We start from the raw sequence: 19,580 nt of genomic DNA on the forward strand, positions 1-19,580 counted from the left end.
CCTTGACGGTGTGGTGGGCGCATTCCTATAGTGTGCGCAAGTGGCGGAAAGTGGCACAAAGTGGGTTTTTTGAACGTAAAACGCTAAAAATTGGAGAAACGCACCTGTGTTTCGCGGAGCTAACGCTATCAGTCTCGATGCAAAAGGCCGTCTCGCCATGCCGAGCCGGTATCGTGACGAGCTCATTTCGCGAAGTTCGGGGCAGTTAATCATCACGATTGACGCGGTTGACCCTTGTTTGTGTGTTTACCCCCTCGACGAGTGGGAGTTGATCGAAACCAAATTGCGCGCTCTCCCTTCATTGCGTGAAGAAAACCGCCGCCTGCAGCGTTTGCTGATCGGTAATGCCGTCGACCTTGAACTCGATGGCAGCGGTCGTTTCCTGGTGCCGCCGCGTTTGCGCGAATACGCCAGGCTCGACAAGCGCGCAATGCTGGTAGGCCAACTGAACAAGTTCCAATTGTGGGACGAAGATGCCTGGGATGCTGTTTCTGCAGCTGACCTGGCTGCTATTCAACAACCGGGCGCCATGCCTGATGAACTGCGTGATTTGATCCTGTGACTATTGATAGCGGCTTTAACCACATCACCGTACTGCTTGACGAAGCCGTTGAGGCTCTCGCCGTACGCGCGGATGGCTGCTATTTGGATGGCACCTTCGGCAGGGGCGGGCACAGTCGGTTGATACTCAGCCAGCTCGGGCCCAACGGTAAACTCCTCGGGTTCGACAAAGACCCTCAAGCGATTGCCACCGGGCAAGCGCTAGCGGCCGAAGACGGCCGCTTTGTCGTTGTGCAGCGCAGCTTTGCCGAGCTGGGCGCCGAAGTCGCCGAGCGCGGCATGGCGGGCAAGGTGGCCGGGATTCTGCTCGATCTCGGCGTGTCTTCGCCGCAGCTCGATGACCCGGAGCGCGGCTTCAGCTTCATGAACGATGGCCCCCTCGACATGCGCATGGACCCTACCCGTGGCGTCAGCGCCGCGCAGTTCATCGCCACCGCGCCGGTGGAAGAAATTGCCCGGGTGTTCAAGGAGTACGGCGAAGAACGCTTCGCCGGTCGCATGGCCCGCGCCGTGGTCGAGCGCCGCGAAATCCAGCCGTTCGAACGCACCGCTGACCTGGCCGAAGTGCTGAAGGTCGCCAACCCCGCATGGGAGAAGGGCAAGAACCCGGCGACCCGCGCATTCCAGGGCCTGCGCATTCACGTCAACAACGAATTGGGCGATCTGGAGGCTGGCCTCGAGGCGGCCCTGGACGCGTTGGAAGTGGGCGGTCGCCTGGTGGTGATCAGTTTCCATTCCCTGGAAGACCGTATCGTCAAACTGTTCATGCGGCGTCTGGTCAAGGGCGAGTCCGACAACCTGCCGCGCAATCTGCCGGTGCGTTTCGAAGCCTTTGTGCCGAAAATCAAAATTCATGGCAAAGCGCAGTTCGCCTCCGAAGCCGAACTCAAGGCCAACCCACGTTCGCGCAGCGCCGTCATGCGCGTCGCGGAGAAGTTGCGGTGAGCAAGCTTTTCGCCAAACCCCTGCCGGGCGGCAGCTTCTTTATGTTGCTGCTGTTTATCGGCGTGCTGGTGTCCGCGATTGCGGTGTCCTACAGCGCGCATTGGAATCGTCAATTGCTCAATACCCTCTATGGGGAATTGAGCGTGCGCGACAAGGCGCAGGCGGAATGGGGCCGGTTGATCCTGGAGCAGAGCACGTGGACGGCCCATAGCCGTATCGAAGTGCTGGCCACCGAACAACTGAAAATGCACATTCCGGGCGCGGCCGACGTACGCATGGTGGCGCCATGATGAAACTTGAAGGCGCACTCTACCCATGGCGCTTCCGCCTGATGCTCGGCTTGCTGGCATTGATGGTGGGTGCGATCGTCTGGCGGATCTTCGACCTGCAGGTCGTCGACCGTGACTTCCTGATCGGCCAGGGCGATGCCCGTAGCCTGCGGCATATTCCGATTCCTGCGCACCGCGGCCTGATTACCGACCGCAACGGCGAGCCTCTGGCCGTGAGTACCCCGGTGACCACCCTGTGGGCCAACGCCAAGGAACTGCAGGTGGCCAAGGACAAGTGGCCCGAACTCGCGGCTGCCTTGGGGCAAGACCGCAAAGCGCTGACCGAACGCCTGGAAGCCCAGGCCAATAAAGAATTTATCTATCTGGTTCGCGGGCTCACCCCGGAACAGGGCCAGCAAGTGCTCGACCTGAAAATTCCGGGTGTCTATGGCATCGAGGAATTTCGTCGTTTCTACCCGGCCGGTGAAACCACCGCGCACATGGTCGGCTTTACCGATATCGATGACCATGGCCGCGAAGGTGTCGAGCTGGCCTACGACGAGTGGCTGGCCGGCGTTCCCGGCAAGCGCCAGGTCATCAAGGACCGGCGCGGCAGACTGATCAAGGATGTTCAGGTCACCAAGAACGCCAAGGCCGGCAAGCCCTTGGCGTTGTCGATTGACTTGCGTCTGCAGTACCTGGCCAACCGTGAATTGCGTAACGCGATCATCGAGAACGGCGCCAAAGCCGGCAGCCTGGTGATCATGGACGTGAAGACCGGCGAGATTCTCGCCATGGTCAACCAGCCGACCTACAACCCGAACAACCGTCGCAACCTGCAGCCGGCGATGATGCGCAACCGCGCAATGATCGACGTATTCGAGCCGGGTTCGACCATGAAAGCCATCTCCATGAGTGCCGCCCTGGAAACCGGACGCTGGAAGCCCAGCGACAAGGTCGAGGTGTACCCAGGCACCTTGCAGTTGGGCAAATACACCATCCGCGACGTGTCGCGCACCGAGGGCCCGGTGCTGGATCTGACAGGCATCCTGATCAACTCCAGTAACGTGGGCATGAGTAAGGTCGCCTTCGATATCGGTGGTGAAACCATCTACCACCTGGCGCAGAAAATCGGCCTGGGCCAGCCCACCGGGCTCGATTTCCCAGGTGAGCGCGTCGGCAACCTGCCGAACTACCGCGACTGGAAAAAGGCCGAGACCGCCACGCTGTCGTACGGCTACGGCCTGTCGGTGACTGCGATCCAACTGGCCCACGCTTTCTCGGTATTGGCGAATAATGGCCGAATGGTTCCACTGAGCCTGATCCATGTGGACGAAGCTCCGAAAGCCACCCAGGTGATCCCGGAAAAAGTCGCCAAGACCATGCAAGGCATGCTGCAACAAGTGATCGAGGCGCCGCGTGGCGTATTCCGCGCCCAAGTGCCGGCCTATCACGTGGCCGGCAAGTCCGGTACTGCGCGTAAAACCTCGGTGGGCACCAAGGGTTATGCGGAAAATTCCTACCGTTCATTGTTCGCCGGTTTCGGCCCGATGAGCGACCCGCGCTACGCCATCGTCGTAGTGATCGATGAACCGAGCAAGGCCGGTTACTTCGGTGGCCTGGTCTCGGCGCCAGTGTTCAGCAAAGTGATGTCCGGCACCCTGCGCCTGATGAACATCACGCCGGACAACCTTGCGCCAACCCAGCAAGCGAACGCCGCACCGGCGGCCGCTGCTGTCAAAGCCAATGGAGGGCGCGGTTGATGTCTCTTAGCCTGAACAAGATTTTTGCCCATGCCGGCCGCGATCTGCTGATTCGCGAGTTGAGCCTGGACAGCCGCAACGTGCGCGCCGGTGACCTGTTCCTGGCCGTGCCCGGTGGCAAGTTCGATGGCCGTGCGCATATTGCCGACGCCCTGCAACGTGGTGCTGCCGCTGTTGCTTATGAAGTGGAAGGCGCTACTGTGTTGCCGATCACCGATGTGCCGTTGATTCCAGTCAAGGGCTTGGCCGCGCAGTTGTCCGACATTGCCGGGCGCTTCTACGGTGAACCGAGCCGCCACCTGAACCTGGTGGGCGTGACCGGCACCAACGGCAAGACCAGCGTGACTCAACTGGTCGCCCAGGCCCTGGACCTGCTGGGTCAGCACTGCGGCATCGTCGGTACCCTGGGCACCGGCTTCTATGGTGCGCTGCAAAGCGGCCTGCACACCACGCCGAACCCGATTGCCGTGCAGGCGACCCTGGCCGACCTGAAAAAAGCCGGCGCCAAGGCGGTTGCCATGGAAGTGTCGTCCCATGGTCTCGACCAGGGCCGTGTCACGGCCCTGGCGTTTGACGTGGCGGTGATGACCAACCTGTCCCGCGACCACCTCGATTACCACGGCACCATGGACGCGTATGCAGCGGCCAAGGCCAAGCTGTTCGCCTGGAATCACCTGAAGTGCCGGGTAGTGAACCTGGATGACGCCTTCGGTCGCCAACTGGCGGCTCAAGACAGCGAAGCGCGCTTGATCAGCTATAGCCTGGAAGACACCCGTGCGTACCTGTACTGCCGCGAAGCCCAGTTCAGCGACGAGGGCGTGCGCGCCACCCTGGTAACGCCACAAGGCGAGCACCATTTGCGCAGCACGCTGCTTGGGCGTTTCAACCTGAGCAACGTATTGGCAGCCATCGGTGCCTTGCTCGGCTTGGATTACGCCCTCGACGAAATTCTGAAAGTACTGCCCAAACTGGAAGGCCCGGCCGGCCGCATGCAGCGCCTGGGTGGCGGTACGCAACCGCTGGTGGTGGTCGATTATGCCCACACCCCTGACGCATTGGAAAAAGTCCTGCTGGCCCTGCGCCCGCACGCCAAGGGCAAGCTGTTGTGCCTGTTCGGCTGCGGCGGCGACCGTGATCGCGGCAAGCGTCCGTTGATGGCCGAGATCGTCGAGCGCCTGGCCGACGGCGTGCTGGTGACCGACGACAACCCGCGCAGCGAAGACCCCAGCCGGATTTTCGACGATATACGCGAAGGCTTCAAAGACACCGCCAGCGTCACGTTCGTGGCGGGTCGCGGCGCAGCCATTGCCCAATTGATCGCCAGTGCCAGCGCGGATGACGTGGTGGTGCTGGCTGGCAAAGGGCATGAGGATTACCAGGAAATCAACGGCGAGCGCCATGCCTTCTCCGATCTGGTCGAGGCGGGTCACGCCCTGGCCGCCTGGGAGGTCGCCCATGCTTAAGCCGATGACTTTCAGCGAACTGGCCCAGGCGTTGTCGGCCCGGGTGCTGTCGAGCGATTGCACGTTCGACGGCGTCAGTATCGACAGTCGCAACATCCAGCCCGGCCAGTTGTTCATCGCACTCACAGGCCCGCGGTTTGACGGTCACGACTACCTGAACGACGTCGCCGCCAAAGGCGCCGTGGGTGCCCTGGTGCAACGTGAAGTGGCGCACGCCACGTTGCCACAGTTGCTGGTCGCCGATACCCGCTTGGCCTTGGGCCAATTGGGCGCGCTGAACCGTGCCGCGTTCGACAAGCCGATTGCCGCGATCACCGGCTCCAGTGGCAAGACCACCGTCAAGGAACTGTTGGGCGGCGTACTGCGCACGCGCGGGCCGGTACTCGCCACCCGGGGCAACCTGAACAATGATTTCGGCGCACCGCTGACCCTGCTCGAACTGGCCCCGGAACACACGGCGGCAGTCATCGAGCTGGGCGCTTCACGCGTCGGTGAGATTGCCTACACCGTGGCGCTGACCAAGCCCCATGTCGCGGTTATCAACAATGCCGGTACCGCCCACGTCGGTGAATTCGGTGGCCCGGAAAAGATCGTCGAAGCCAAGGGTGAAATTCTCGAAGGCCTCGACGCTTCGGGCACCGCTGTACTGAATCTTGACGACAAGGCTTTCGAGACCTGGCGCGTACGCGCGGCCGGTCGCAAGGTGCTGACCTTTGCGGTGCACAACGCCGCAGCCGATTTTCATGCCAGCGACATCACCGTCGATGCGCGTGGTTGCCCGTCCTTCACCTTGCACACGCCGCAAGGCAGTGAACACGTGCAACTGAACCTGCTGGGCAACCATAACGTTGCCAACGCCTTGGCCGCTGCCGCTGCCGCCCACGCCTTGGGTGTGTCGTTGTTCGGCATCGCCACAGGCTTGGGCGCCGTGCAGCCGGTCAAAGGACGCACCGTTGCGCAATTGGCCACCAGCGGCATGCGCGTGATCGATGACACTTACAACGCCAACCCGTCTTCCGTTAACGCCGCCGTGGATCTGCTCAAAGGCTTTGATGGCCGCAAGGTGCTGGTACTCGGCGACATCGGCGAATTGGGCGACTGGGCTGAACAAGGGCACCGTGAAGTCGGCGCCTATGCCGCCGATAAAGTCGACGCGTTCTACGCCGTCGGCCCGAACATGGCGCACGCGGTAAACGCCTTCGGCCCCGGTGCGCGGCACTTTGCGACCCAGGGCGAATTGATCCAGGCGTTGGCTGCGGCTGAACACGACACACACACAACCATTTTGATCAAGGGATCGCGCAGCGCGGTGATGGAAAACGTCGTCGCAGCCTTGTGTGGCTCAAGTACGGAGAAACATTAATGCTGCTGCTGCTGGCTGAGTATCTGCAACAGTTCCACAAAGGCTTCGCGGTCTTTCAGTACCTGACCCTGCGCGGGATCCTGGGTGTGCTGACCGCGCTGTGTTTGTCGCTGTTTCTGGGGCCGTGGATGATCCGCACCCTGCAGAACCTGCAAATTGGTCAATCGGTTCGCAATGACGGCCCGCAGTCGCACCTGTCCAAGTCCGGCACCCCGACCATGGGCGGCGCGTTGATCCTGTCGTCCATTGGCGTCAGCACCGTGCTCTGGGCTGACCTGCACAACCGCTACGTGTGGGTGGTGCTGCTGGTGACCCTGCTGTTCGGCGCCATCGGCTGGGTGGATGACTACCGTAAAGTGATCGAGAAGAATTCCAAGGGGCTGCCGAGCCGCTGGAAGTACTTCTGGCAGTCGGTATTCGGCCTGGCGGCGGCGATCTTCCTGTACACCACCGCACCAAGCGCCGTGGAAACCACCCTGATCATCCCGATGCTCAAGGACGCCAGCATTCCACTGGGCATCGGTTTCGTGGTGCTGACCTATTTCGTGATCGTCGGCTCCAGCAACGCGGTCAACCTGACCGACGGCCTCGACGGCCTGGCGATCATGCCGACGGTGATGGTCGGCGGCGCCCTGGGCATTTTCTGCTACCTGTCGGGTAACGTGAAATTCGCCGAATACCTGCTGATTCCCTACGTACCGGGTGCAGGTGAGCTGATCGTGTTCTGCGGCGCGCTGATCGGCGCGGGCCTGGGCTTCCTGTGGTTCAACACCTACCCGGCACAAGTGTTCATGGGCGACGTCGGCGCACTGGCGCTGGGCGCGGCGCTGGGCACTATTGCGGTGATAGTGCGCCAGGAAATCGTGCTGTTCATCATGGGCGGTGTGTTCGTGATGGAAACCCTGTCGGTGGTCATCCAGGTGGCTTCCTTCAAATTGACCGGGCGCCGTGTATTTCGCATGGCGCCGATTCACCACCACTTTGAACTCAAGGGCTGGCCCGAGCCACGCGTGATCGTCCGTTTCTGGATCATCACCGTGATTCTGGTACTGGTCGGCCTTGCCACCCTGAAACTGAGGTAGAAACGAGTGTCCCTGATCGCTTCAGACCACTTCCGCATCGTTGTCGGCCTCGGCAAGAGCGGCATGTCCCTGGTTCGCTTCCTGGCGAACCGGGGCACGTCGTTTGCCGTGGCCGACACGCGGGAAAATCCACCGGAGCTGGTCACGCTGCGCCGTGACTACCCGCACGTGGAAGTGCGTTGTGGCGAATTGGACGTCGAATTTCTGTGCCGCGCCGATGAGCTTTACGTGAGCCCCGGCCTGGCATTGGCCACACCGGCCCTGCAAGCGGCAGCGGCGCGTGGCGTGAAGCTGTCCGGCGATATCGACCTGTTTGCGCGTCACGCCAAGGCGCCGATCGTCGCCATCAGCGGTTCCAACGCGAAAAGCACCGTGACCACCCTGGTCGGCGAAATGGCGAAGGCTGCCGGCAAGCGCGTGGCGGTGGGCGGCAACCTCGGGGTGCCGGCGCTGGATCTGCTCAGCGACGACGTCGAGTTGTACGTGATGGAACTGTCGAGCTTCCAGCTGGAAACCACCCATGACCTCGGTGCCGAAGTGGCCACCGTGTTGAACGTCAGCGAAGACCACATGGACCGCTACAGCGGCCTGCCGGCCTATCACCTGGCCAAGCATCGTATCTTCCGGGGCGCCAAGCAGTTTGTGGTCAACCGCCAGGATGCCTTGAGCCGTCCACTGATAGGCGAAGGCATGCCTTGCTGGACCTTCGGCCTGAGCAAGCCCGATTTCAAAGCCTTTGGCATTCGCGAAGAGAACGGCGAGAAATACCTGGCCTTCGAATTCCAGAACCTGATGCCGGTGCGCGAGCTGAAAATCCGTGGCGCCCATAACCAGTCCAACGCCCTGGCGGCCTTGGCGCTCGGCCACGCGGTGGGCCTGCCCTTCGACGCCATGCTCGCCAGCCTGCGCACCTTCGCCGGCCTTGAGCATCGCTGCCAGTGGGTGCGCGACCTCGACGGCGTCAGCTATTACAACGATTCCAAGGCCACCAACGTCGGTGCGGCCCTGGCGGCCATCGAAGGCCTGGGTGCCGATATCGACGGCAAGCTGGTGCTGATCGCCGGTGGCGACGGCAAGGGCGCCGACTTCAAGGACCTTAAAGCGCCGGTCGCTGCGCATTGCCGCGCCGTGGTGCTGATGGGCCGTGATGCGGACCTGATCGCCGCAGCCCTGGGCGACGCGGTGCCGCAAGTGCGCGCTACCTCCCTGGACGACGCGATCGCCCAGTGCAAAGCCCTGGCCCAGCCGGGTGATGCGGTACTGCTCTCGCCAGCCTGCGCCAGTTTCGACATGTTCAAGAACTATGAAGAGCGCGGCCAGTTGTTCGCCCGCGCCGTGGAGGCTTTGGCATGAGCCTCAACCTGAAAAACATCATCAAGCCGTACCCGTCGCCGATCATTACCGGGCGCGGCATCGACCTGGATTTCCCGATGCTCGCCGGTTGCCTGGCGCTGCTCGGCCTGGGCCTGGTGATGATCACCTCGGCGTCCTCCGAAGTGGCCGCCGTGCAGTCGGGCAACACCCTGTACATGATGATCCGTCACCTGGTGTACCTGGTGATCGGCCTCGGCGCGTGCATCGTCACCATGATGATCCCGATCGCCACGTGGCAGCGCCTGGGTTGGCTGATGCTGATCGGGGCGTTCGGTTTACTGGTGATGGTGATCCTGCCCGGCATCGGCCGCGAGGTGAACGGTTCGATGCGCTGGATCGGCTTCGGTGCCTTCAACGTGCAACCCTCGGAAATCGCCAAGGTGTTCGTGGTGATCTACCTGGCCGGCTACCTGGTGCGCCGTCAGAAAGAAGTGCGCGAAAGCTGGATGGGCTTTTTCAAGCCATTCATCGTGCTGCTGCCCATGGCCGGCCTGCTGCTGATGGAGCCCGACTTCGGCGCCACCGTGGTGATGATGGGCGCCGCCGCCGCGATGCTGTTCCTGGGCGGCGTCGGCCTGTTCCGCTTCACCTTGATGGTGGTGCTGGCGGTCGCGGCCGTGACGGTGCTGGTGCAGGCGCAACCCTACCGGATGGCCCGTCTGATTACCTTTACCGACCCATGGTCCGACCAGTTCGGTTCCGGCTACCAGTTGACCCAGGCGCTGATTGCCTTCGGTCGCGGCGAGTGGCTGGGCGTGGGCCTGGGCAACAGTGTGCAGAAGCAGTTCTACCTGCCCGAAGCGCACACCGACTTCGTGTTCTCGGTACTGGCCGAGGAACTGGGCGTGGTCGGCTCGCTGTGCACCGTCGCGTTGTTCGTGTTCGTGTGTGTGCGCGGCATGTACATCGGCTTGTGGGCCGAGAGGGCCAAACAGTATTTCGCCGCCTATGTGGCGTACGGCTTGTCGTTCCTGTGGATCGGCCAGTTCCTGATCAATATCGGCGTGAACGTCGGGCTGCTGCCGACCAAGGGCCTGACCTTGCCGTTCCTCAGTTACGGCGGCAGTTCGTTGGTGATTTGCTGCGCCTGCCTTGGCTTGTTGTTGCGCATCGAGTGGGAGAGTCGTACTCACCTGGGCAGCGAAGAGATGGAGTTCAGCGAAAGCGACTTCGCCGAGGAGCCGACCCATGGGCGCTAACGTGCTGATCATGGCCGGCGGCACCGGGGGCCATGTGTTCCCGGCCCTGGCCTGCGCGCGCGAATTCCAGAACCGTGGCTACAGCGTGCACTGGTTGGGAACGCCGCGTGGCATCGAGAACGAGCTGGTGCCGAACGCCGGTTTGCCGCTGCACCTGATCAACGTCACGGGCTTGCGGGGCAAGGGCAAATTGTCGCTGCTCAAGGCGCCGTTCGTGTTGCTCAAGGCGGTATGGCAGGCACGCCAGGTCATCCGTGAGTTGCAGCCTGTGTGTGTGCTCGGCTTTGGCGGTTATGTGACCGGCCCCGGTGGCGTGGCGGCAAAACTCGCCGGCGTACCGGTGATCGTGCATGAACAGAACGCCGTTGCCGGTACCGCCAACCGCTTGCTGGTGCCATTGGCCGCGCGGGTGTGTGAAGCGTTCCCGAATACCTTCAGCGCGTCGAGCAAGCGCCGTACCACCGGCAACCCGGTGCGCACCGAGCTGTTCATGGACATCGCCCGCCAAGCGCTGGTCGGACGCAAGGCGCACCTGCTGATCCTCGGCGGAAGCCTGGGCGCGGAGCCGCTGAACAAATTGCTGCCGGAGGCGCTGGCGCAACTCCCTGTGGAATTGCGCCCGGAGATCTTCCACCAAGCCGGCAAGCACCACGATGAAGTCACCGCCACGCGCTATCGCGAGGCCGGTGTCGAGGCGACTGTACAGCCCTTCATCAAAGACATGGCCCACGCCTATGGCTGGGCCGACCTGGTGGTCTGTCGCGCTGGTGCGCTGACCGTCAGTGAACTGGCTGCCGCCGGTCTGCCGTCGTTGCTGGTGCCTCTGCCCCACGCAATCGACGATCACCAGACCCGCAACGCCGAATATTTGGCCGGGGAGGGCGCTGCCTTCCTGCTGCCGCAAAGAACGACTGGCGCCGCCGATTTGGCCGCACGCCTGACCGAGGTTTTGATGCAACCGGAACGACTCAACAGCATGGCGAGCACCGCAAGCCGCCTGGCCAAACCTGACGCAACCCGCACCGTGGTCGATATCTGCCTGGAGGTGGCCCATGGTTGAGAATCAGAAAGCCATGCCACAACCGGAAATGCGCCGCATCCGTCGCATCCACTTCGTCGGTATCGGCGGCGTGGGCATGTGCGGGATTGCCGAAGTATTGCTGAACTTGGGCTACCAGGTGTCCGGCTCTGACTTGAAAGAGTCGCCGGTCACCGAGCGCCTGAAGTCCTTTGGCGCGCAGATCTTCATCGGCCACCGCGCCGAGAACGCCGCCGAGGCGGATGTGCTGGTGGTGTCCAGCGCTGTGAACACGTCCAACCCGGAAGTGGCCACCGCCCTCGAGCGCCGCATCCCGGTGGTGCCGCGTGCCGAGATGCTCGCCGAGCTGATGCGCTACCGCCACGGCATCGCCGTCGCCGGTACCCACGGCAAGACCACCACCACCAGCCTGATCGCCTCGGTGTTCGCCGCCGGTGGCCTGGACCCGACCTTCGTCATCGGTGGCCGCCTGAATGCAGCCGGCACCAATGCCCAGCTCGGCACCAGCCGCTACCTGATCGCCGAAGCCGATGAAAGCGACGCGAGCTTCCTGCACCTGCAACCGCTGGTCGCCGTCGTCACCAACATCGACGAAGACCACATGGCAACCTACGACGGTGACTTCAACAAATTGAAGAAAACCTTCGTCGACTTCCTGCACAACCTGCCGTTCTACGGGTTGGCCGTGGTGTGCCTGGACGATCCGGTGGTGCGCGAGATTCTGCCGCAGGTCAAGCGCCCTACCGTGACCTACGGCTTCAGCGAAGACGCCGACGTGCGCGCGATCAATGTGCGCCAGGAAGGCATGCAGACCTTCTTCACCGTGCTGCGCCCTGACCGCGAGCCGCTGGATGTGTCGGTCAACATGCCGGGCAACCACAACGTACTGAACTCCCTGGCGACCATCTGTATTGCCACCGATGAAGGCGTCAGCGATGAAGCCATCGTCGAAGGCCTGTCGCGCTTTGCCGGTGTCGGCCGACGCTTCCAGGTCTACGGCCAGCTGCCGGTTGAAGGCGGTGAGGTGATGCTGGTGGATGACTATGGTCACCACCCGACCGAAGTCGCCGCCGTGATCAAGGCCGTGCGCGGTGGCTGGCCGGAGCGTCGCCTGGTGATGGTCTACCAGCCGCACCGCTACAGCCGCACCCGTGACCTGTACGACGACTTCGTCAATGTATTGGCCGATGCCAACGTGCTCTTGCTGATGGAGGTGTACCCGGCCGGTGAAGAACCGATTCCGGGCGCCGACAGCCGCAAGCTGTGCAACAGCATCCGTCAGCGTGGGCAGTTGGACCCAATCTACATTGAGCGCGGCGTCGACTTGGCGCCGGTCGTCAAGCCGCTGCTGCGCGCCGGCGACATCCTGCTGTGCCAGGGTGCCGGTGATATCGGTGGCCTCGCGCCCAAATTGCTGGCCAGTCCATTGTTCGTAAAAGAAGCGCTTGCTGCCGAAAAGGGGAAGTCGAAATGATCACTGACTACGCCTCCCTGTTCTCCACTGTGGCGCCTGCCGACTTCGGTCGCGTTGCCGTGCTGTTCGGCGGCAAGAGCGCCGAGCGCGAAGTGTCGCTCAAGTCCGGCAATGCCGTGCTCGAGGCGCTGCAAAGCGCCGGTGTGAACGCATTCGGCATCGACGTGGGCGATGATTTCCTTGCCCGCCTGCAGGCCGAAAAAATCGACCGCGCCTTCATCATCCTCCACGGCCGTGGCGGTGAGGACGGCAGCATGCAGGGCCTGCTCGAGTGCGCCGGCATCCCCTATACCGGCAGCGGCATCCTGGCGTCGGCGCTGGCGATGGACAAGTTGCGCACCAAGCAGGTGTGGCACAGCCTGGGCATTCCCACGCCGCGTCACGCCGTGTTGCGCAGCGAGGAAGATTGTATTTGCGCAGCCAAGGAACTGGGCCTGCCTTTGATCGTCAAACCAGCCCATGAAGGCTCCAGTATCGGCATGGCCAAAGTGAACTCGGCCGCTGAATTGATCGACGCATGGAAAGCGGCAAGTACCTACGATTCGCAAGTGTTGGTGGAACAGTGGATCCAGGGTCCCGAGTACACCATCGCCACCCTGCGTGGCCAGGTATTGCCGCCTATCGCATTGGGCACGCCCCACACTTTTTACGATTACGACGCCAAGTATGTGGCTTCCGATACCCAGTACCGGATTCCATGCGGCCTTGACGCAACCAGGGAACAACAATTGATGGACCTCACGGCGCAAGCCTGTGAGGCGCTGGGTATCGCCGGTTGGGCGCGGGCAGACGTGATGCAGGATGACCAAGGGAATTTCTGGTTCCTGGAAGTCAACACTGCACCGGGCATGACCGACCACAGCCTGGTCCCTATGGCCGCCCGTGCCGCCGGCCTGGATTTCCAGCAGTTGGTGCTGGCGATCCTGGCCGACAGCATTGAGCCAAGAGGCTAAGCACATGAAAGGCGCATCGCTTCGTCATCAGCCCCCACAAGCACCGAGCCGCAAGCCGGTGCCACGGGGTGCCAGCCGCATGGTGGCCAAAGAGCCGATGTCGGCGCGCCTGCCCAAAGCCAACTTTGGTTTCATCAAGGCGCTGTTCTGGCCGGTGTTGCTGGTGGTACTGGGCTTTGGCACCTACGAAGGGGCGCAGCGTCTGTTGCCGTATGCCGACCGGCCGATCACCAAGATCAGCGTGCAGGGCGACTTGAGCTATATCAGCCAGCAAGCGGTACAGCAGCGCATCAGCCCGTTCCTGGCGGCGAGCTTCTTTACCATTGACCTGGCCGGCATGCGCGCGGAGCTGGAACAGATGCCGTGGATCGCCCATGCCGAAGTCCGCCGCGTATGGCCGGACCAGGTAACGATCCGCCTGGAAGAACAGCTGCCCGTGGCCCGCTGGGGCGATGGTGCGCTGTTGAACAACCAGGGGCAGGCATTTGCGCCGCGTGAAGTGGCGAACTATGAGCACCTGCCGCAGCTGTTCGGGCCGCAGCGGGCGCAACAGCAAGTGATGCAGCAGTACCAGGCCTTGAGCCAGATGCTGCGGCCACTGGGCTTCTCCATCGCACGCCTGGAATTGCGTGAGCGGGGCAGCTGGTTTCTGACGACCGGGGCAGGCAGTTCCGGCCCGGGCATCGAGTTGTTGCTGGGACGCGACCGCTTGGTGGAAAAGATGCGCCGCTTTATTGCCATCTATGAAAAAACCTTGAAAGAACAGATTACGAACATTGCGAGCGTCGACCTGCGTTACGCCAACGGCCTGGCCGTCGGTTGGCGTGTACCGGTAGCGCCCACGGCAGCACAACCCGCTGTCGCGAAGAATTAAGAAGAGGCAGGACCCATGGCAAACGTGCAAAGCGGCAAAATGATCGTCGGTCTCGATATCGGCACCTCCAAGGTGGTGGCGCTGGTGGGCGAGGTCGGTGAAGACGGCACGATCGAAATCGTCGGTATTGGCACGCATCCGTCCCGGGGCCTGAAGAAGGGCGTGGTGGTGAACATCGAGTCCACCGTGCAATCGATCCAGCGCGCCATCGAAGAAGCGCAGCTGATGGCCGGTTGCCGGATTCACTCGGCGTTCGTCGGCGTGGCCGGCAACCATATCCGCAGCCTGAACTCCCACGGCATCGTGGCGATCCGCGACCGTGAAGTCAGTGCGGCCGACCTTGAGCGCGTCCTCGACGCCGCCCAGGCCGTGGCGATCCCGGCTGACCAGCGCGTGTTGCACACCTTGCCCCAGGACTACGTGATCGATAACCAGGAGGGCGTTCGCGAGCCACTGGGCATGTCGGGCGTGCGTCTGGAAGCCAAGGTCCACGTAGTGACCTGCGCCGTCAACGCCGCGCAGAACATTGAAAAATGCGTGCGTCGCTGCGGCCTCGAAATCGACGACATCATTCTTGAGCAGTTGGCTTCGGCCTACTCGGTGCTGACCGACGACGAAAAAGAACTGGGCGTGTGCCTGGTGGACATCGGCGGCGGCACCACCGATATCGCGATCTTCACCGAGGGTGCGATCCGTCACACCGCCGTGATCCCGATTGCCGGCGACCAGGTCACCAACGACATCGCCATGGCGTTGCGTACACCGACCCAGTACGCCGAAGAAATCAAGATCCGCTACGCCTGCGCCTTGGCCAAGCTGGCCGGTGCCGGTGAAACCATCAAGGTGCCAAGCGTCGGCGACCGTCCACCGCGCGAGCTGTCGCGCCAGGCCCTGGCCGAAGTGGTCGAGCCGCGCTACGACGAGCTGTTCACCCTGATCCAGGCCGAACTGCGCCGCAGCGGCTACGAAGATCTGATCCCGGCCGGCATCGTGCTGACCGGTGGCACCTCGAAAATGGAAGGCGCGGTCGAACTGGCCGAAGAGATCTTCCACATGCCGGTGCGCCTGGGCGTGCCCCATGGCGTCAAAGGCCTCGGCGACGTGGTGCGCAACCCGATTTATTCCACCGGTGTGGGCTTGCTGTTGTACGGGCTGCAAAAGCAGACCGATGGCATTTCCCTGTCGGGCCCGAGCATCCGTGACAGCTACCGCAGCGATGACGAAGCGAAAGCGCCGTTGTTCGAGCGGCTGCAGGCTTGGGTAAAAGGCAATTTCTGAAGATTTACCGCGACACCGCAACACCCGTAATAAGCAGTAGGCGAAAAAACTAGAGAAAATGAAAGGAGAGGGAACATGTTTGAACTCGTAGACAACATCCCCGCTAGCCCGGTTATCAAAGTAATCGGTGTCGGCGGTGGCGGCGGCAACGCTGTCAACCATATGGTCAAGAGCAACATTGAAGGCGTTGAATTCATCTGCGCCAACACTGATGCCCAGGCGCTGAAAAGCATCGGCGCGCGGACCATCCTGCAATTGGGCACAGCCGTGACCAAGGGCCTCGGCGCTGGCGCCAATCCGGAAGTCGGCCGTCAAGCCGCCTTGGAAGATCGCGAGCGTATTGCCGAAGTGCTGCAAGGCACCAACATGGTGTTCATCACCACCGGCATGGGCGGCGGTACCGGTACCGGTGCAGCGCCGATCATTGCCGAAGTGGCCAAGGAAATGGGGATTCTGACCGTCGCTGTTGTGACGCGTCCGTTCCCGTTCGAAGGCCGCAAGCGCATGCAGATCGCCGACGAAGGCATCCGTCTGCTGTCTGAAAGCGTCGACTCGTTGATCACCATTCCCAACGAGAAGCTGCTGACCATCCTGGGCAAGGACGCCAGCCTGCTGTCCGCGTTCGCCAAGGCTGACGATGTACTGGCCGGTGCCGTTCGCGGTATCTCCGACATCATCAAGCGTCCCGGCATGATCAACGTCGACTTTGCCGACGTGCGTACCGTGATGAGCGAAATGGGCATGGCGATGATGGGTACCGGCTGCGCCAGCGGTCCGAACCGTGCGCGCGAAGCTACCGAAGCAGCCATCCGCAACCCGCTGCTGGAAGACGTGAACCTGCAAGGTGCGCGCGGCATCCTGGTGAATATCACCGCAGGTCCTGACCTGTCCCTGGGTGAGTACTCCGACGTGGGTAGCATCATCGAAGCCTTCGCGTCCGAGCACGCCATGGTCAAGGTCGGCACCGTTATCGACCCGGACATGCGCGACGAACTGCACGTGACCGTGGTTGCGACCGGGCTGGGTGCAAAAATCGAGAAGCCTGTAAAGGTCATCGACAATACCGTCCATACCAGCCACGCCAGCCAGCAAGCGGCCGCTCCAGCGCCTTCGCGCCAGGAGCTGCCGTCGGTGAACTACCGTGACCTGGACCGTCCGACCGTGATGCGCAACCAGGCTCAGGCCGGTGCTGCGGCGTCCCGTAGCCCGAATCCGCAAGACGACCTGGACTACCTGGACATCCCGGCATTCCTGCGTCGTCAGGCCGATTAATGGAATGTATCAGGGCTATGAAGGTGATTGGTGTTCAGCAAAGGTCTGGTCTGCTATTATCGCCAGCCTTTGTTGATACCAGTTCGCAATTTGCGCTGAAGCGGTCCAAGCCATGATTAAACAACGCACCCTGAAGAATATTATTCGTGCCACAGGTGTAGGTCTGCACTCCGGGGAAAAGGTATACCTGACCCTCAAGCCTGCACCTGTCGACACCGGCATCGTGTTTGTGCGTGCCGACCTGGACCCTGTGGTGCAGATACCTGCTCGCGCGGAAAACGTTGGCGAAACCACTATGTCGACCACATTGGTCAACGGTGACGTCAAAGTGGACACGGTGGAGCACTTGCTCTCGGCCATGGCCGGTTTGGGCATCGATAACGCCTACGTCGAGCTCTCCGCGTCCGAAGTCCCGATCATGGATGGCAGCGCTGGACCCTTCGTATTCCTGATTCAATCTGCCGGCCTGGAAGAACAGGACGCAGCCAAGAAGTTCATTCGCATTCTGCGGGAAGTGACAGTAGAAGACGGCGACAAGCGCGCCACCTTCGTCCCGTTCGAAGGCTTTAAAGTGAGCTTTGAGATCGATTTCGATCACCCGGTATTCCGTGACCGCACCCAAAGTGCAAGCGTGGATTTTTCCAGCACTTCGTTTGTAAAAGAAGTCAGCCGCGCCCGTACCTTTGGTTTCATGAGTGACATCGAGTACCTGCGCAAGCACAACCTCGCACTCGGCGGCAGCGTTGAAAACGCCATTGTGGTCGACGCGGATGGTGTACTGAACGAAGACGGCCTTCGCTATGAAGACGAATTTGTGAAGCACAAGATCCTCGATGCAATCGGTGACCTCTACCTGCTGGGCAATAGCCTGATAGGCGAGTTCAAAGGCTTCAAGTCGGGCCACGCCCTTAACAACCAGCTGCTGCGCAAGTTGATTGAGCAGACAGACGCTTGGGAAGTCGTGACCTTCGAAGATGCCAGCACCGCACCGATCTCTTACATGCGTCCCGTTGCGGCGGTGTAAGTAACAACTCTCTTCTTTAGTTTTAAAGGCTGCCTTCGGGTGGCCTTTTTTTATGTCCCGGCGATCGTCCGATTGCGGCCACTGTGCTTGGCCTTATACAACGCCTGGTCGGCCTTGAGCAGCAAGTCTTCAAGGGACAGACCGCTGCGCTTCTCCCAGGTGCTCATGCCGATGCTCACGGTGATCGGCTGCTCGTCCCATGCCGGCCGTGGCAAGTGCTCAACACCATTGCGGATATGCTCGGCGATCACCCAAGCGCCCTTGGCGTCGGTATCGGGCAGCACCACCGCGAATTCTTCACCGCCGTAACGTGCGGCAAGGTCGGCCGGGCGGCGGATATTGCTGTCGATCACCTGCGCCACCGTGCGCAGTGCGTCGTCCCCGCCCTGGTGGCCATGGCGATCGTTGAAGGCCTTGAAGTGGTCCACGTCGATCATCAGCACCGTCAACGGCTCGGTTGAACGTTGCGCGCGATCCCATTCCAGGCGCAGGCGTTCGTCGAGAGTGCGGCGGTTGGCCAGGCCAGTGAGGGCATCGGTACCTGCCAGTTCTGACAGCACTTGCTCGGCCCGGTGACGCCGTCGCAGCTCCATGCACAGCGCCCAGGTCAGCCACAACAGGCCAATGCACAGCACCCCCGTCGCGAGACTGACCAGCCACGCCGCCCGTCGCCATGGCGCGAACACTTCGTCGCTGGCCAACGCCACCGCGACGATCAGCGGCAAATCGCCCACGTTCGAGAAACTGTAGAGCCGAGGCTGCTGGTCGAGGCTGGAGACGCTGTGGAAAGTGCCGTCTCGCTCGCGCAGCATGCGCGCCACATTGGGCCGCTGGCTCAGGTCCTTGTTGATGATATCCGCTTCCAGCAACGGTTCTTGCGCCAGCAGGATGCCCTGGTGGTTGAGCAGGTTGATGGTGCTGTTGCTGCCGATATTCAGGCTGCTGAACAGTTGGTGGAAGTACGACAGACGCATGGAGGCGACAGCCACACCCAGGAAGCGCCCGTCCGATGACGAAACGCGGCGGCTAAATGCAATGCGCCACGGGTCCTCGCATTCGCAGCGGGCCCTGAACGGTCGGCTGATATACAGCCCGATGTCGGGATTGGTGCGATGAACCTGGAAATAGTCGCGGTCGGCGAAGTTGCCGGCCTTGGGCGTGAGCAGGGACGAGTCGGCAATCACCTCGCCGCTCGGGCCCAGCAACAAGATGTCGCCCTTGTACGGCGCTGTGGCGGAGCGGTCGAACAGCACCAGGTGCCGGATGCTCGCGGACACGCCCTGCAGGTCAGTGCGCTCGGTCGCAGCGATCAGGCCTTTGAGGGCCATGTCATAGAGCTCGACGTTGCGTAGCACATCGGCATCGATCAACTGGGTAATGGTAGTGGCGGTGCGCTTGGCGGCCTGCAAGGTGTTGGCGTGTTCGCGGTTCAACAGTGCGGTGACGATTCCCACGATCAGCAACACCGTGAGGGTGCTGCTCAGGATCAGCAGGCGTTCCGGGCGGCGGGTAGGGCGGGCAAGGCTTGAACTCATCGGGCGTACTTCTGCTCTGAGGATGCCTTTAGCGTAGTAGCTACTCTGGAAGATGGCGCAGAAGCAAAATGTGGGAGGGGGCTTGCTCCCGATGGCGGCGAATCAGCCAACG

Annotated in this window: 17 protein-coding genes; 16 read left to right on the forward strand and 1 reads right to left on the reverse strand. The window is 62.0% G+C overall.

All coding sequences use genetic code 11. From position 1 onward, the window contains the following. Nucleotides 1–106: 106 nt before the first annotated feature. The 16 genes from mraZ (at nt 107) to lpxC (ending at nt 17,933) form a co-directional block, all read left to right on the forward strand. Nucleotides 107–562 (forward strand): division/cell wall cluster transcriptional repressor MraZ, encoded by a 456-nt coding sequence (gene mraZ / locus C4J88_RS04570; protein WP_004371993.1) that lies wholly within the window; start codon nt 107–109, stop codon nt 560–562. Further along, nucleotides 559–1,506 (forward strand): 16S rRNA (cytosine(1402)-N(4))-methyltransferase RsmH, encoded by a 948-nt coding sequence (gene rsmH, locus C4J88_RS04575; RefSeq protein ID WP_164484511.1) that lies wholly within the window; start codon nt 559–561, stop codon nt 1,504–1,506. The genes mraZ and rsmH overlap by 4 nt, the downstream gene beginning before the upstream one ends. Next, nucleotides 1,503–1,796: a cell division protein FtsL gene (gene ftsL, locus C4J88_RS04580; protein ID WP_124361353.1), complete on the forward strand. Its 294-nt coding sequence runs from the start codon at nt 1,503–1,505 to the stop codon at nt 1,794–1,796. Before rsmH ends, ftsL begins: the two co-directional genes overlap by 4 nt. Continuing rightward, nucleotides 1,796–3,538 (forward strand): penicillin-binding protein 2, encoded by a 1,743-nt coding sequence (locus C4J88_RS04585; RefSeq protein ID WP_164487739.1) that lies wholly within the window; start codon nt 1,796–1,798, stop codon nt 3,536–3,538. Before ftsL ends, C4J88_RS04585 begins: the two co-directional genes overlap by 1 nt. Further along, a complete protein-coding gene (locus C4J88_RS04590; protein ID WP_124403118.1) occupies nt 3,538–5,001 on the forward strand; it encodes a UDP-N-acetylmuramoyl-L-alanyl-D-glutamate--2,6-diaminopimelate ligase in 1,464 nt (487 codons plus the stop codon). The genes C4J88_RS04585 and C4J88_RS04590 overlap by 1 nt, the downstream gene beginning before the upstream one ends. Next, a complete protein-coding gene (murF, locus tag C4J88_RS04595; RefSeq protein WP_124406306.1) occupies nt 4,994–6,364 on the forward strand; it encodes a UDP-N-acetylmuramoyl-tripeptide--D-alanyl-D-alanine ligase in 1,371 nt (456 codons plus the stop codon). Before C4J88_RS04590 ends, murF begins: the two co-directional genes overlap by 8 nt. Further along, entirely contained in the window at nt 6,364–7,446 is a 1,083-nt protein-coding gene (gene mraY, locus C4J88_RS04600; RefSeq protein WP_124361357.1) for a phospho-N-acetylmuramoyl-pentapeptide-transferase, read from the forward strand. The genes murF and mraY overlap by 1 nt, the downstream gene beginning before the upstream one ends. Before the next feature lie 6 nt (nt 7,447–7,452). Further along, nucleotides 7,453–8,799, forward strand: coding sequence for a UDP-N-acetylmuramoyl-L-alanine--D-glutamate ligase (gene murD, locus C4J88_RS04605; protein ID WP_124406307.1), 1,347 nt, complete (start codon nt 7,453–7,455; stop codon nt 8,797–8,799). Then, nucleotides 8,796–10,019 (forward strand): putative lipid II flippase FtsW, encoded by a 1,224-nt coding sequence (ftsW, locus tag C4J88_RS04610; protein ID WP_124365876.1) that lies wholly within the window; start codon nt 8,796–8,798, stop codon nt 10,017–10,019. Before murD ends, ftsW begins: the two co-directional genes overlap by 4 nt. Beyond that, a complete protein-coding gene (gene murG, locus C4J88_RS04615) occupies nt 10,009–11,079 on the forward strand; it encodes an undecaprenyldiphospho-muramoylpentapeptide beta-N-acetylglucosaminyltransferase (RefSeq protein WP_124365877.1) in 1,071 nt (356 codons plus the stop codon). The genes ftsW and murG overlap by 11 nt, the downstream gene beginning before the upstream one ends. Beyond that, complete coding sequence (gene murC, locus C4J88_RS04620; RefSeq protein WP_124406308.1) at nt 11,072–12,532, forward strand: UDP-N-acetylmuramate--L-alanine ligase; 1,461 nt, start codon at nt 11,072–11,074, stop codon at nt 12,530–12,532. Before murG ends, murC begins: the two co-directional genes overlap by 8 nt. Beyond that, nucleotides 12,529–13,485 carry a D-alanine--D-alanine ligase gene (locus C4J88_RS04625; protein ID WP_124365878.1) on the forward strand — a complete coding sequence of 319 codons (957 nt, stop codon included), beginning with the start codon at nt 12,529–12,531 and terminating at the stop codon, nt 13,483–13,485. The genes murC and C4J88_RS04625 overlap by 4 nt, the downstream gene beginning before the upstream one ends. Before the next feature lie 4 nt (nt 13,486–13,489). Then, a complete protein-coding gene (locus C4J88_RS04630) occupies nt 13,490–14,359 on the forward strand; it encodes a cell division protein FtsQ/DivIB (protein WP_057724625.1) in 870 nt (289 codons plus the stop codon). 15 nt (nt 14,360–14,374) lie between these two features. Then, nucleotides 14,375–15,637 carry a cell division protein FtsA gene (gene ftsA / locus C4J88_RS04635; RefSeq protein WP_057724626.1) on the forward strand — a complete coding sequence of 421 codons (1,263 nt, stop codon included), beginning with the start codon at nt 14,375–14,377 and terminating at the stop codon, nt 15,635–15,637. Between the two features lie 75 nt (nt 15,638–15,712). Further along, nucleotides 15,713–16,909, forward strand: coding sequence for a cell division protein FtsZ (ftsZ, locus tag C4J88_RS04640; RefSeq protein WP_003216225.1), 1,197 nt, complete (start codon nt 15,713–15,715; stop codon nt 16,907–16,909). A gap of 112 nt (nt 16,910–17,021) precedes the next feature. Next, nucleotides 17,022–17,933: a UDP-3-O-acyl-N-acetylglucosamine deacetylase gene (gene lpxC, locus C4J88_RS04645; protein ID WP_003171886.1), complete on the forward strand. Its 912-nt coding sequence runs from the start codon at nt 17,022–17,024 to the stop codon at nt 17,931–17,933. Between the two features lie 50 nt (nt 17,934–17,983). Here the strand turns inward: lpxC and C4J88_RS04650 are convergent, their stop codons facing one another. Next, a complete protein-coding gene (locus C4J88_RS04650) occupies nt 17,984–19,468 on the reverse strand; it encodes a sensor domain-containing diguanylate cyclase (RefSeq protein WP_124406309.1) in 1,485 nt (494 codons plus the stop codon). Nucleotides 19,469–19,580: the final 112 nt, after the last annotated feature.

Source organism: Pseudomonas sp. R4-39-08, assembly GCF_003852275.1.
Taxonomy (GTDB): domain Bacteria; phylum Pseudomonadota; class Gammaproteobacteria; order Pseudomonadales; family Pseudomonadaceae; genus Aquipseudomonas.